Source organism: Qipengyuania algicida (assembly GCF_009828025.1).
GTDB lineage: Bacteria > Pseudomonadota > Alphaproteobacteria > Sphingomonadales > Sphingomonadaceae > Qipengyuania > Qipengyuania algicida.
Genome location: NZ_WTYA01000005.1, coordinates 63,029 through 76,431, shown reverse-complemented (window position 1 = coordinate 76,431; position 13,403 = coordinate 63,029). Strand labels below are relative to the sequence as shown.

The 13,403-nt window shown below is 64.0% G+C and carries 11 protein-coding genes; 7 read left to right on the top strand and 4 right to left on the bottom strand.

Annotation, left to right across the window (positions count from 1 at the left end; translation table 11 throughout):
- Positions 1–33 precede the first annotated feature (33 nt).
- The 4 genes from uvrB to GRI58_RS07620 all read left to right on the top strand — a co-directional run bounded on the left by uvrB (position 34) and on the right by GRI58_RS07620 (position 5,398).
- Positions 34–2,229, top strand: a complete 2,196-nt coding sequence (gene uvrB, locus GRI58_RS07635) for an excinuclease ABC subunit UvrB (RefSeq protein WP_160752991.1) — start codon at positions 34–36, stop codon at positions 2,227–2,229.
- Between the two features lie 128 nt (positions 2,230–2,357).
- On the top strand, positions 2,358–3,152 hold the full coding sequence (locus GRI58_RS07630; protein ID WP_160752990.1) for a class I SAM-dependent methyltransferase: 795 nt from the start codon (positions 2,358–2,360) through the stop codon (positions 3,150–3,152).
- 112 nt (positions 3,153–3,264) lie between these two features.
- Positions 3,265–4,755, top strand: a complete 1,491-nt coding sequence (locus GRI58_RS07625; RefSeq protein ID WP_419957037.1) for a S10 family peptidase — start codon at positions 3,265–3,267, stop codon at positions 4,753–4,755.
- A 100-nt stretch (positions 4,756–4,855) separates the two neighbouring features.
- Complete coding sequence (locus tag GRI58_RS07620; protein ID WP_160752988.1) at positions 4,856–5,398, top strand: hypothetical protein; 543 nt, start codon at positions 4,856–4,858, stop codon at positions 5,396–5,398.
- Here GRI58_RS07620 and GRI58_RS07615 read toward each other — a convergent pair.
- Entirely contained in the window at positions 5,319–7,424 is a 2,106-nt protein-coding gene (locus GRI58_RS07615) for a protein-disulfide reductase DsbD family protein (RefSeq protein WP_337190917.1), read from the bottom strand. The genes GRI58_RS07620 and GRI58_RS07615 overlap by 80 nt on opposite strands.
- 46 nt (positions 7,425–7,470) lie before the next feature.
- On the opposite strand from GRI58_RS07615, the gene GRI58_RS07610 reads away from it, so the two are divergent.
- Positions 7,471–8,685 (top strand): FAD-dependent monooxygenase, encoded by a 1,215-nt coding sequence (locus GRI58_RS07610; RefSeq protein ID WP_160752987.1) that lies wholly within the window; start codon positions 7,471–7,473, stop codon positions 8,683–8,685.
- 6 nt (positions 8,686–8,691) lie between these two features.
- Here GRI58_RS07610 and GRI58_RS07605 read toward each other — a convergent pair whose 3' ends face one another.
- The 3 genes from GRI58_RS07605 to hemC form a co-directional block, all read right to left on the bottom strand.
- Positions 8,692–9,642 (bottom strand): hypothetical protein, encoded by a 951-nt coding sequence (locus GRI58_RS07605; protein WP_160752986.1) that lies wholly within the window; start codon positions 9,640–9,642, stop codon positions 8,692–8,694.
- Positions 9,643–9,706: 64 nt separating this feature from the next.
- Entirely contained in the window at positions 9,707–10,369 is a 663-nt protein-coding gene (locus tag GRI58_RS07600) for a uroporphyrinogen-III synthase (RefSeq protein WP_160752985.1), read from the bottom strand.
- A 17-nt stretch (positions 10,370–10,386) separates the two neighbouring features.
- Positions 10,387–11,328, bottom strand: a complete 942-nt coding sequence (gene hemC / locus GRI58_RS07595; RefSeq protein WP_160752984.1) for a hydroxymethylbilane synthase — start codon at positions 11,326–11,328, stop codon at positions 10,387–10,389.
- A 45-nt stretch (positions 11,329–11,373) separates the two neighbouring features.
- Here hemC and tsaD point away from each other — a divergent pair, with 45 nt between their 5' ends.
- Positions 11,374–12,402, top strand: coding sequence for a tRNA (adenosine(37)-N6)-threonylcarbamoyltransferase complex transferase subunit TsaD (tsaD, locus tag GRI58_RS07590; protein WP_160752983.1), 1,029 nt, complete (start codon positions 11,374–11,376; stop codon positions 12,400–12,402).
- The gene (locus GRI58_RS07585) at positions 12,399–13,385 is read left to right on the top strand and encodes an NAD(P)H-dependent glycerol-3-phosphate dehydrogenase (protein WP_160752982.1); all 987 of its coding nucleotides are present in this window, start codon (positions 12,399–12,401) and stop codon (positions 13,383–13,385) included. Before tsaD ends, GRI58_RS07585 begins: the two co-directional genes overlap by 4 nt.
- Positions 13,386–13,403 lie beyond the last annotated feature (18 nt).

Below are 13,403 nucleotides of genomic sequence, written 5' to 3'. Positions count from 1 at the left end.
CGCAAGGTCGTTCTGTCCACCATATGTTCGCGCATGGCAGAACTCGTAATTCGCCGCGGCCTCGACGAGCCGGACACCTCGGGTGAGTTTGTCCCGCACCGTCCGACGCGCCCTGACAAATCGATGCCGGGCAAGCGGTTCGAGCTGGTGTCGGACTATGACCCCAGCGGCGACCAGCCGACCGCGATCGCCGAGCTGGTCGGGTCCGCACAGGACGCCGAACAGACGCAGGTGCTGCTCGGCGTTACCGGCAGCGGCAAGACCTTCACCATGGCCAAGGTGATCGAACAATTGCAGCGCCCTGCCCTGATCCTGGCGCCCAACAAGATCCTCGCCGCGCAGCTTTACGGTGAATTCAAGAGCTTCTTTCCCAACAACGCGGTCGAATATTTCGTCAGCTACTACGACTACTACCAGCCAGAAGCCTATGTCCCGCGCTCGGACACCTATATCGAGAAGGAAAGCTCGGTGAACGAAGCGATCGACCGGATGCGGCATTCGGCCACCCGTGCACTGCTCGAACGCGATGACGTAATCATCGTCGCCTCGGTGTCGTGCCTCTATGGCATCGGCTCGGTCGAAACCTATTCGGCGATGATCTTCGACCTCAAGCAGGGCGAAACGCAGGACCAGCGCGAGATCATCCGCAAGCTGGTTGCGCTGCAATACAAACGCAACGATGCCGCCTTCACCCGTGGCACCTTCCGCGTGCGCGGCGACAATCTCGAGATTTTCCCCTCGCACTATGAAGACATGGCCTGGCGCATCAGCTTCTTTGGTGACGAGATCGAGGAAATCAGCGAGTTCGATCCGCTGACCGGCAAGAAGGGCGCGAGCCTTGAGAAAGTGCGGGTTTACGCCAATTCGCACTATGTCACGCCCGGCCCGACGATGAAGCAGGCGAGCGAGGCGATCCGCTTCGAACTCGCCGAAAGACTGAAAGAATTGAACGAGGAAGGCCGGTTGCTCGAAGCCCAGCGGCTCGAACAGCGGACCAATTTCGACCTCGAGATGATCGCTGCCACCGGATCATGCGCGGGGATCGAGAACTACAGCCGCTTCCTCACCGGCCGCCTGCCCGGCGAACCGCCGCCGACGCTGTTCGAATACCTGCCCGAGAACGCGCTGCTGTTCGTCGACGAGAGCCACCAGACCGTGCCACAGATCGGCGCGATGGCGCGCGGCGACCACCGCCGCAAGATCACGCTCGCCGAATACGGCTTCCGCCTGCCGAGCTGCATCGACAACCGCCCCTTGCGCTTCAACGAATGGGACGCGATGCGCCCGCAGACGTTCTGCGTGTCGGCAACGCCCGGCACATGGGAGATGGAGCAGACCGGCGGTGTGTTCGCAGAGCAGGTCATCCGCCCCACCGGCCTGATCGACCCGCCGGTCGAAATCCGCCCAGTCGAGGATCAGGTGCAGGACTGCATCCAGGAATGCCTCGCCACCGCGAAGAAAGGCTATCGCACGCTCGTCACCACGCTGACCAAGCGGATGGCCGAGGATCTGACCGAGTTCATGCACGAGGCGGGCGTGCGCGTGCGCTATATGCACTCGGACGTCGAAACGCTGGAGCGCATCGAACTGATCCGCGATCTGCGGCTTGGCGTTTACGATGTGCTGGTCGGCATCAATCTGCTGCGCGAAGGGCTCGACATTCCAGAATGCGGGCTGGTGTGCATTCTCGACGCCGATAAGGAAGGTTTCCTGCGTTCCGAAACCTCGTTGATCCAGACCATTGGCCGCGCCGCGCGCAATGTCGATGGGCGCGTAATCCTCTACGCCGACCGCATCACCGGCAGCATGGAACGCGCCATGGCAGAGACCGAGCGACGGCGCGAAAAGCAGCGCGCCTACAACGAGGAACACGGGATCACCCCGACCACGATCATCCGTGGTATTCAGGACATTGTCGCCCATACCGCCTCGCAGGACGGGGTAACGGTCGACACCGGCGATCCGGAACGCAACAACCTCGTCGGCCACAATCTGCGCAGCTATATCGAGGACTTGGAGAAACGGATGCGCGAAGCCGCCGCCGACCTCGAATTCGAAGAGGCAGGCCGGTTGCGCGACGAGATCCGCCGCCTCGAAAACGACGAATTGGGCCTGCCCGACGACGCCAAGGCCGCCCCACGCTTGGGCCGCAGCAACGAGGGCAAGCCGGGGACGCGCAAAACGCGCTATGGCAAGACACGGTACAAGCGGATGGGCGGCAAGCCCTGAGCCGGTCGTTCGCGGTGTCATGACGTTCGGCCAATCGCTTCGTTCGTTCGTCGATCCTTGGTATTTCGACCTTGCCAAACCGCGGCGGGAGGGCTTGGATCACGGTTCGCGATTTTGGGAGATCGTCCATGACCCGCCGTGCCTCACTAATCCTTGCTCCGTTCGCTCTGGGCTGCGCTGTCGCCCTCACCGCCGCCAGCCCGCCAGCGTCAAAGCCGCACGCCGCGAAAACCGCCTCGGTCTATGCAGCCGCCGTTGCCGCACCCGATCGCCCCGCCGACGCGCGTAAACTCGATGGTCAGCGCAAACCCGCGCAGGTTCTCGCCTGGCTTGGCCTCAAGCCGGCGATGAGCGCGGCGGATCTGATGACCGGCAGAGGCTACTGGGCTGAAATCATGGCGCATGTCGTGGGGCCGACGGGTTCGGTAACCGCCTTCGAGCCGCAGCAGTTCATGAAGAATGACAAGGTCCGGTTGACGCTGGAAGATATGCAGGCGCGCGTGCCGGTGGTCACCTTGACCAGCTATCCTTACCAGGGATTCACCCCGGCGCCCGATCAGTTCAATTTCGCGATCATGAACCTCAATTATCATGATCTCTATTGGAAATCCGACAAATATGACGTCCCGGTGTCCGATCCGCGCGCCTTCGTGCGCGCCTTGTACAAGGCGATGAAGCCCGGCGGTGTGGTGGGTATCATCGACCACGTTGGCCCCAAAGGTGACACGCGCGCGATCGTCGACAAATTGCACCGCATCGCGCCCTCGGTTGTGCGGGCCGATTTCGAAAGCGCCGGTTTTCGTTTCGTCGGGTCGAACGACATGCTCGCCAATCAGCAGGATGATCACACCAAGCCGGTCTTCGATCCCGCCATTCGCGGAAAAACGGATCGCTTCATCCTCAAGTTCATGAAGCCGAGCTGAGACTGGAAAACAGCGGGCCAATAGCCTTGCGGCGCACAGTTCGTGCGCTTACCGCAGATTGAATAAAGGCGCATCAGACGCCGTTGCACCAAAGGGAATATCCATGAGCCGAATGATCGCCGCCTGCCTCGCACTTGCGCTGGGCGCCAGCACCCCGATGATTGCCCTGCACGCGCAAGACAAGGACGCTGCCGCCAAAAGTGAAGGCGAAGGTTATGCCAAGGACTTCAAACCCTTCCCGGCAGCCAAATCGGTCCAGCAGTCGGCGGTGATCGGCGGAAAGCGCGTCAATTATACCGCCACGGTCGGCTCGATCCCGGTCAAGGATTCCAAGGGAAAAACGATCGGCGAGGTCGTTTACACCGCCTACACCGTGCCCGGTGCGGCGCGGAACCGCCCGGTTACCTTTGCCTTCAATGGCGGCCCGGGGGCATCCTCGGTCTATCTCAATCTCGGCGCGATCGGGCCCAAGCGGGTCCAGTTCGGCGCGGAAGGCGATACCCCGTCCGACAGCCCGGTGCTGACCGACAACGCCGGGTCGTGGCTCGACTTCACCGATCTGGTGTTCATCGACCCGATCGGAACCGGCTTTTCGCGCAGCCGCGTTGATCCCGACCAGACCAAGAAAGACTTCTACACCGCGGACAAGGACATCGATTACCTCAGCCGCGTGGTCTACAACTGGTTGCTCCAGAACAAGCGGATGGAGAGCCCGAAATACCTCGTGGGTGAAAGCTACGGGGGCTATCGTCTGCCGCGCCTGGCCTATCACCTGGAAACGCAGGTGGGCGTCGGCATTTCGGGCATGACAATGGTGTCGCCCTATCTCGACCCGCCCGCCATCGGGGAAGCGGATTCGCTTTCGCCGCTGCCGTGGATGATCAACCTGCCGGCCATGGCGGCCGGTCATTTCGAGCGTGAAGGCAAGCATCTCGACGCGGCGCTGATGAACCCGGTCGAAGAATATGTCCGCACCCAGTTCGTGACCGATTTCCTCGCCGGACCGAAGGACAAGGCGGCGACCGATCGCCTCTCGGCCAAAGTCGCAGAGCTGACCGGGCTAGATCCCGCCATGGTCCGCAGGATGAACGGGCGGATCGACATCGGCACCTATCTGCGCGACATCCGTCGCGATCAGGGCAAGATCGGATCGGTGTATGATTCCAACTACACAGTCTACGACCCCTTCCCGGCCAGCGCATATCCGGAATACAACGATCCGTTGCTCAACACGCTGATCGCGCCGACCACCTCGGCGATGGTCGATTTCGTGACCCGCGTGGTGGGCTGGGACGTCGATGCACCGTACAATGCGCTGTCCTACGAGGTGAACCAGAACTGGAAGCGCGACAACACCGACACTCCGGTGAAGGATCTGCGCAAGGCCATCGCCATCGATCCGAAGATGACGGTCAACATCGTGCATGGCTGGGACGATTTGTCCTGCCCCTATTTCGCATCGAAGCTGATCATCGCGCAAATGCCGACCTTCGGCGTCCAAAACCGGATCAAGCTGCACATGTATCCGGGCGGTCACATGTTCTACGCAAGGCCCGACAATCAGGAGCCACTACGCCGCGATATCATGGCAACGTACAAATAAGGCCGCTGAGGAATACCGCTTTTGTAACGATTTACCGGCGGGCGCTGCGATGGCATAGCGCCCGCCGATGCATATCAGGGTCCACTCCGCTAAACTACGAATGGCCGCTTTGCTGGCCTTACTGTCGCTGGCCGGATGCAAACCCCCGGCAGCCGACAATTATGTCGAGCGGGTGGGCATTTCGCAGCGTCAGGCCCCCTCGCCTCCTATCGCCTCGCCCGACAGCAAGGGGGCGATCTGGGTGCCCAGCCCCAAACGTGTCGAACGATTGCTTTACGGCAAACCCGGCCAGCCGCCGCTGATGGCGCTCGAATGCAGTGGCAAGGGAGCCTCCGCTGCCATTACCTACACCCGTTTTGCCGCTGCCGATCGCGATGCACAGGCCATCCTCGCGCTGATCGGCAATGGCCATGTCTCGCGGCTGACGATCGACGCGGTGCGCGATGGCGACGCATGGCTGTGGCGCGGCTCGGTCAATCCGCACGACGAGGCGCTCGAAGCCCTCACTGGATCGCACCGTGTCGAAGCCACCGTGCCGGGTGCTGGATCGGTGATCCTGAACGCTAGCCCGCTTCCGGGCGAGCTGATCCGCCTGTGCCGGGCGCAGTCCCCTGAGCCAGCGACTCCAGCAGCGACGGAGTAAGCACCTGCGGCAATTGTTGCGGCGCGCCACCGCCCGCAGGATACCACAGATACAGCGGCACGCCCGCTGCGCCATGCTGGGTCAGGAAGGCGGTGATTTCGGGATCGCGCCGCGTCCAGTCGCCTACCATCGGCACCACTCCGGCCTTGTCGAAAGCGACGCGGGTCGCCTCGCGCTCGATCGATGTACGCTCGTTGACCTTGCAGGTCAGGCACCAGTCCGCGGTGAACCATACGAAGACCGGCTTGCCCGAAGCGCGCGCCTTGGCCAGCGCCGCCTGCGAAAACGGCTGTGCGGCAATCACGTCGCTCTCGGCGGCGCCTGGCGGGTGAACCAGTTTCGGCATTCCGATTGCCAGAGCGAATACCGCGACTGCGATCGCCGCCACAGAGGCAGCGCTCCGTCGCCGTGTTTTCAGTGCAGGGTTCCAAAACAGGCTTAGACCGAAAACGATCAGGCCGGCCATCGCCAGCCCGGCCAGCGCGAATCCCACACCACCAAGTCGCCAGCATAGCCATGCAAGCGCCAGCGCGGTGAGCGCCATGGGTACGGCAAGTATTCGGCGGAACGTCACCATCCACTGACCCGGTCTCGGCAGCAAGCGGCGCAGCGGCGGCACGAAGCCGAGCAGCAGGAACGGGAACGCCAGCCCTAGCCCCAGCGCGCCGAACAGCACCAGCGCCTCGCCCCATGGCAGCAGCAATGCGGCCCCCAGCGCCGCCGCCATGAACGGTCCGGTGCACGGCGTGGCGACGAAGGCCGCCAACAGGCCGGTCGCGAAAGATCCGCTGCCGCTGCCCGCGGCACCCGAAATCGCGATCCCGGGAATCTCGAATGCGCCGAGGAAATTGGCGGTGATCGCCACCGCCAGTACGAGTAGCGCGACGACCACGGCAGGCTGTTGCAACTGGAACGCCCAGCCGATCTGCTCCCCACCGGCGCGCAGCGCGAGCATCAACGCGCCCAACGCGAGGCAGGCCAGCACCACGCCCGCCGTATAGGCCAGGGCATCTCGTCTTGCGCCGCTTTCCTCGCCCCCGGCGCGGGCCAGCGCAAGCGCCTTGAGACTCAGTATCGGGAACACGCAAGGCATGATGTTGAGGATCAAGCCGCCGAGGAATGCACCGACCAGCGCCCACCACACGGAAGGCAGGCCCGCCGCCGATGCGCCGACGACGGTCCCGCCACTTGGGACGACGCCCGGATCTGCAGCAAAGCGGACCCCCTGCCCATCGCTCAGCTTGAGGATACCCGTAACGGTCTGCGGCGCGTCGCCGGCTCCCAACGGAATATCGGCGAGGAGGAAATTGCCCTTGCGATGGAAGCTTTGCGGCGCGCTGTAGGACACCAGATCGCGGTTCTCGATAAACACATGCGGCGATGGAACGTCCGCAGACGCAGGCAGCGGAATTGCCAGACGCAATTGCTTGCCCTCAATCGCAAAGCTGGCCTTGCGATCGAGATCGGGTGCAATGTCCGCACGCCATTGGTCGAAGCGGGCATCGCTCTTGGCCTGCCCCGGATAAAGCGTCAGCTTCGCGCGCTCCGGCACGCATATCTTGTCGGTGCAGGCGAGATAATCGAGCCGCAGCGATATCGGCGGCGCATTGGCCACATCGGCACCTTCAGGCACCGCGATCGGCACAAGGACGGTATAAGGCCCTTCGAACACGTAATTCGCCAGCCCGGCGATATCGAGCAGTTGCGGAACCGGGTAGCGAGGATCGCCCGCATTCCAGCCCTTGGGCAAAGCCCATTGCAGGCGCATCGGCTCCCCGGCATCGCCGGGATTTGCCCAATAACCGTGCCAGGCCGCTGACTTCGGCGTAAAATGGAGCGCCAGCGTCCAGTGCTTGCCCGCCACCGGCGGCCCGTCAGCCAGCAATTGCACGGCGATATTGTTGCCCGCGCCATCGCCGGGCTCCGGCATCGATTGCGCATGGAGCAACCCCGCCCAACCCGCGACGAGCAGCATGATTGCGGCGATTGCGGCGCGCAGCGCGCGCGTTGTCCTTGCTTCGATCACGCCGCAGGCTCTAGGGCGGTTGCATGACTGGCGCAATGAGGTGGCAATGAGTGAAAAACGAGACCTGCTGATTCTTGGCGGTGGTCTGGTGGGCATGACGCTCGCGCTCGCCGCCGCGAAAAAGGGCCTGACGAGCCACGTCGTCGATCGCGCTGATCCGGCCGCTTTGACCGCCGAAGGGTTCGACGGACGCGCCAGTGCGATTTCGACCGCCAGCTGGAACCTGTTCGGCAATATCGGACTTGCCGACAGGCTGGAGGATCAGGCCTGCCCGATCGCAACCATTGCGGTCACCGACCAGATGAAGCCGGGGAGGATCGATTTTACTCCCGAACCCGGCGAAGGATCGCTCGGGCGCATGTTCGCCAACCGCAACCTGCGCCTCGCATTGTTCGAAGCCGCAGCGGCAGAACCGCTGATATCTTGGCATTCGAACGCCGATGTCGTGGAGCGCGAGCGCGCCGAGCACGGCGTAGCTGCCAAGCTAGCCCACGGCCAAAGGCTTGAAGCATCGCTCATGGTCGGGGCGGAAGGGCGGGGATCGCCGACGCGCGAACAGGCCGGCATCACTATCGCAAAATGGGACTATCGCCACCGCGCTATCATCGCTGGCATTACCCATGAGCGACCGCACGACAATGTTGCGTGGGAGATTTTCTACCCCGCTGGACCCTTCGCGCTGCTGCCGATGCTCGATCGGGATGACGGCGCTTATCGCAGCGCGTTGGTCTGGACCGTCGATGAAAGCGATGCGGCTGGCACGCTCAAGCTGCCCGAGCGAGCCTTTCTCGCAGAGGTGCAGCAGCGCATGGGCGATATTTTCGGTGAGGTACTGTCGGTCGGGCCGCGCTCCTCCTATCCGCTCGGCTTCCACCACACCGCGCGGATCACCGACAATCGGCTCGCGCTGGTCGGCGATGCCGCACATGGCATCCATCCGATCGCCGGGCAGGGGCTCAATCTCGGTCTGCGCGATGTCGGTGCGCTGGTAGAGGTGCTTGGCGATGGCGCACGCCTTGGCCTTGACCCCGGCGATGCACAATTGCTCGCGCGCTATGAGCGCTGGCGCGGGCTCGACAGCTTCATGGTGGCTTTGGCGACCGATGGCCTGACCCGGCTGTTCGGGCTCGGCGGCCCGCTCGCCTCGCGCGTGCGGCGGCTCGGCATGGCAGGTGTCCAGCGCAGCCCGATGCTCAAGCGGTTCTTCATGGATGAAGCGCGCGGGATGGCGGGCGATCTTCCCGAACTTCTGCGCGCCTAGGCCAGATTACGTCTCTGCCGGCTCCGGGGGTGCGGCGCTGCTGTCCGCCGGGCTTGCCTGCTCGATCTGCTTTCCATTGCCATCGCGCAGCTTGCGCGGCTCGAGCACGGCAGCAGTCTCGATCAGGTCCAGCGCCTTTTGCGCTGAATCGTAACGTTCGGCTGCGCTGATCCACGCCTTGGCCTTGTCCGCACCGGGCAACGCCTTGACCTCGGCAATCGCCGGTTCCACGCGCCCACTTTCAAGGAACAGCTTTGCCCGTTCGATCCGCTTTTCCGGCTCGGGCGACGGCGTAGTATTGCGTCGGATCACGAACAGCTGGGACAATTCCGAACGCATCCGCGCCCAGGAAAAAAGCTGGTCGGTTTCCTTGAGCGTCGGCGCCAGCCCGTCCAGTTGAGCAACAAGCTGGTCCATCGTCACCGGGTTTCGGCTGAAACTGATGATCGTGTTGACTGCATTGGGCATCGCATCGCCAAACCGCAGACGCAACTGGTCCGCCAGATAGCCGAGCTGCGCACCACGATCGAGCGCACGCCGGGCTGAAAAGGCGATCAACAGGCCTTCCGCCCGTGCTGCATTGCCCGCAGCTGCCTGGGCCTGGAGATCGAGCCGCGAGATGCGCTGTTCGGCGGCGGCAAGACGCTGGTCGAGCCCGCCCTGCTGTTCGGCCACCCGCGCTACCGCCTTGTCCGCCGCCTCACTGGCCTGTGCGCTGGGCGTGCTGGCCGGGGTGGTGGGAGACGTATCCGGCGTTGCGCCGCTGGCATTTGGCGCGGCACTCGGTTGGGGCACCGCAGCGGGCGGCGCTGCACGCTCGATCACCACTTCGGGTTTGGCGTAACGATACACGCCATAGCCCACCAACGCTCCGCCAAGGAGGAAGGACGCCAGGACTGTCATAATAATCGGGCGGGCAGACCCGCGCGTTTTCCGGCTGGTCAGATAGTCTTCCATCCGTATCCGTTCTCAAGACCCTGCAACACCGGCGCCGAAACGCCGCGCACCCCGTGCAACAGTGCTAGCCCTTGCACAAAAGCTTTCCTTTGGCCAGCAGCGCGGCGTCCTCTGGGCAATCTGCGATGTGGACAGAGCGCCACCCTTCACCCGCTGCGGCTGCGATTCGCTGTGACAGGGCGAGTATGACCAGAAGCTGACGCGCAACCCCCAACCTGTCGCATTCGCTCGCCCAATGGCGTGCCGCGCTTGCCGAATGCAGTGCGACGACTGCCGAACGTTCCTGGGCCTTCTGCGCCAGTTCGGGCGTAACCGGGCGCGCTTTCATACGGTAGGTAACGACTTCCGTCAGGGCGATCGAGTTTGGGGGATCAAGGGTCACATGATCCTCACCCATCAGCCGCAACAGGCTCATTTCCGTGTCAGCCAGTTCGCCGAGTAATTGCTGGAGATTGCCATTGCCCGTCCGGGCGACTTCAAATCCCTCCGCGAGCGCAGCATCAGCGGTGGCCTGACCAACCGCGTAGACCGGCACCCCACGCAAGGATGCAATTTTATCTCCGATTGAATCGAAAACCCGCGCGCTGCCGATCAGCAAACCATCGAACTTTGTACCAGGTAACGACCACACCAGTGACTCGGCCACGAACAAGGGTGCACCGATCACCGCGATACCGAGAGCGGCGGCACCCCCGGCGGTGCTGCTCCAGCCCGGCTCGGGCCGCAAAATACACAGGGGACGGTTCAAGCGGTACCGTCGAAAGTGGCGCGCAGTTCTGCCGACGCGCGCGCCAGCAGACTGCGGCCAAGTGCAAGGGGCGCGTCCTCGTCGCTGGAAGAAAATCGCGTTTCACCTTCGATCTTTTCAGACCCATCGGGGCTGAAGATCGCGGCACGCAGCACCAGAAGATTGCCGTCATGCCGCGTGAGACAGGCGACCGCACTGTGGCACGATCCACCGAGCGCAGCGAGCAATGCGCGCTCGGCCATGACCTCGTCATGGCTCGGCGCATGGTCGATTGCTGAGAGCCAGCCGCGAACCTCGTCCGCATCGCGGTGACATTCGATCCCGATGGCCGCCTGCGCAGGCGCCGGGAGCCATTCCTGCGGATCGAGCCTTGTGCCGATCCCGCTCTCCCCCAGCCGGTCCAGCCCTGCCGCAGCCAGAAAAGTTGCATCGACCTCACCCTCGGCCAGCTTGCGCTGGCGGGTTGCCACGTTGCCCCGGAACGTCACGACACGGCAGTCCGGCCGGTGGCTGAGCAATTGAGCAGCGCGGCGCGGCGCGCTGGTGCCCACGGTCGCGTTTTGCGGTAACTCAGCAATCGATGATGCACCAAGCAGCACATCGGCCTTGTCCGCGCGAGGCAATATGGCGGCGATAGTGAGGCTGTCGGGCCGCAATGTCTCGACATCCTTCATAGAGTGTACCGCTGCATCGATCCGACCTTCGGCGAGCCACTGGTCGAGTTCGCGCGTCCACAGCGCCTTGCCGCCGATATCGGCCAGCGCGCGGTCCTGTATTCGGTCGCCGCCCGCCAACACGGGGACCAATTCCACGTCGTCGACCGTCCACCCATGGGCAGCGCACAGCCGCGAACGTGTCTCGTTAGCCTGCGCCATCGCCAGCGGAGATTGGCGAGTGCCGAGACGGAGCCTGCGCGAAGAAGCAAGTGTTGAAGTCATGACGCGTCCTTGCCCTAGCCGCGCGGACCACTAGATGAAAGAGCGATGGAACTGGTGCTTGGAATCGAATCGAGCTGCGATGAAACCGCAGCCGCGCTGGTCACCGGCGACAGAAAGATCATTGCCCAGCGCATTGCCTCGCAGGACGAACACCATGCGCCCTATGGCGGGGTCGTGCCCGAAATCGCCGCGCGGGCTCATGCCGAAAGGCTGGCTCCGATGATCGAGGGGGTGCTGAAAGATGCCGCGGTCGGCCTGAGCGATTGCGATGCGATTGCCGCTACCGCGGGTCCGGGGTTGATCGGCGGCGTGATGGTCGGGCTGGTCAGCGCCAAGGCCCTCGCCATGGCGAGCGACAAGCCGCTGATTGCAATCAATCATCTCGAAGGCCACGCGCTGAGCCCACGGCTGGCCGATCCAACGCTCGATTTTCCCTATACGCTGCTGCTCGTGTCAGGCGGGCATTGCCAGATCCTGCTGGTCGAAGGGGTCGGGCGCTACCGTCGCCTTGCCACCACCATCGACGATGCGCTGGGCGAGGCATTCGACAAGACCGCCAAGATTCTCGGCCTCGGCTTTCCCGGCGGCCCTGCCGTTGAACGGCTCGCGCGCGAAGGCGATGGAAGTGCCGTGCCCCTGCCCCGCCCGCTTGCGGGGAGCAAGGAACCGCACTTCTCCTTCGCCGGACTGAAAAGCGCGGTGTTGCGGGCGTTCCAGAGCGGAAATTATGCACCGCAGGATATTGCCGCCAGCTTCCAGCAAGCCGCCATCGATTGCGTAACCGACCGGTTGCGTTTCGCCCTGATGCAGCATGGCACTACGCCGACGCTGGTGGTCGCCGGAGGCGTCGCCTCGAACGCAGCTATTCGCGCTGCACTGGAAGATCTCGCTGAAAGTTACGCCATGCGCTTTACCGCTCCGCCGCCGAAGCTGTGCACCGACAATGCCGCGATGATTGCCTGGGCGGGTTGCGAGCGGCTGGGACAGTCGGACCCGCTCGATTTCGTCGCCCGGCCGCGTTGGCCTCTCGATCCCGAGGCAGAACCGGCTCGCGGTGCGGGGGTCAAGGCATGAGCGGTGTGGGCGTTCTCGGCGCAGGCGCATGGGGCACTGCATTGGCGCAATCGCTCGCCAGCGACGGGCGCGACGTGCTGCTGTGGGCGCGCGAGGAGAGGCTGGTCAGGGATCTCAATGCAACGCAGCGCAACACGCTGTATCTGCCATCAGCAAAGCTTGCGACGACCATCGCCGCGACCAGCGATCTTGCCGCCATGGCCTATCTCGACGTGCTGCTGGTGGTGACGCCCGCACAGCACATGGCCGATGTGCTCCGCGCGATGCCCGCCCGCCCACGCGATCTGGTACTGTGTTCCAAGGGGATCGACGCGGCTTCGGGACAACTCCTCAATGATCTTGCCCGCAGCATCGCCCCGGCCAGCGAAATCGCGGTCCTTTCGGGCCCGACCTTCGCGCATGAAGTTGCCGCGGGACTGCCCACTGCCGTCACCCTCGCGTGTGGTGGCGGGGAATCGCAATGGGAGCGACTTGCACCGGTCATCGCGCGGCCCGCACTCCGGCCCTATTATTCGCACGATGTCGCCGGCGCAGAGATCGGCGGTGCGGTCAAGAATGTGCTCGCCATCGCATGCGGCGTGGTCGAGGGCTTGCAGCTGGGACAGAACGCGCGCGCGGCGCTGATCGCGCGTGGCTACGCCGAAATGCTGCGCTTCGGCGAGGCATTCGGTGCCGAGGCCGAAACGCTCGCCGGACTGTGCGGGCTTGGTGACCTCGTGCTCACCTGCACGTCCACCGCCAGCCGCAATTTCTCGCTCGGCAAAGCACTCGGCGAAGGTGGCGATCCCCAGGCGCTCATGGCCGATCGCCGGACCGTGGCCGAAGGTGCCTTTACCGCGCCGGTGCTCACCCGGCTGGCCGGGGAACGCGGCATCGACATGCCGATCGCAGAGGCGGTCCGGGCGATCCTCGATGGTGCCTCGGCGGCGGATATCGTGGCGCGCCTGCTCGCCCGCCCCTTGCGTTCGGAACAAGGGGCCTGACCGGCAACCTTTCGCGCT

What these genes read in the sequence shown, in the direction of transcription:
- uvrB (WP_160752991.1), top strand. Translation starts at nt 34, where the DNA reads ATGGCAGAACTCGTAATTCGCCGCGGCCTCGACGAGCCGGACACCTCG.
- GRI58_RS07630 (WP_160752990.1), top strand. Translation starts at nt 2,358, where the DNA reads ATGACCCGCCGTGCCTCACTAATCCTTGCTCCGTTCGCTCTGGGCTGC.
- GRI58_RS07625 (WP_419957037.1), top strand. Translation starts at nt 3,265, where the DNA reads ATGATCGCCGCCTGCCTCGCACTTGCGCTGGGCGCCAGCACCCCGATG.
- GRI58_RS07620 (WP_160752988.1), top strand. Translation starts at nt 4,856, where the DNA reads ATGGCCGCTTTGCTGGCCTTACTGTCGCTGGCCGGATGCAAACCCCCG.
- GRI58_RS07610 (WP_160752987.1), top strand. Translation starts at nt 7,471, where the DNA reads ATGAGTGAAAAACGAGACCTGCTGATTCTTGGCGGTGGTCTGGTGGGC.
- GRI58_RS07605 (WP_160752986.1), bottom strand. Translation starts at nt 9,642, where the DNA reads ATGGAAGACTATCTGACCAGCCGGAAAACGCGCGGGTCTGCCCGCCCG.
- hemC (WP_160752984.1), bottom strand. Translation starts at nt 11,328, where the DNA reads ATGACTTCAACACTTGCTTCTTCGCGCAGGCTCCGTCTCGGCACTCGC.
- tsaD (WP_160752983.1), top strand. Translation starts at nt 11,374, where the DNA reads ATGGAACTGGTGCTTGGAATCGAATCGAGCTGCGATGAAACCGCAGCC.
- GRI58_RS07585 (WP_160752982.1), top strand. Translation starts at nt 12,399, where the DNA reads ATGAGCGGTGTGGGCGTTCTCGGCGCAGGCGCATGGGGCACTGCATTG.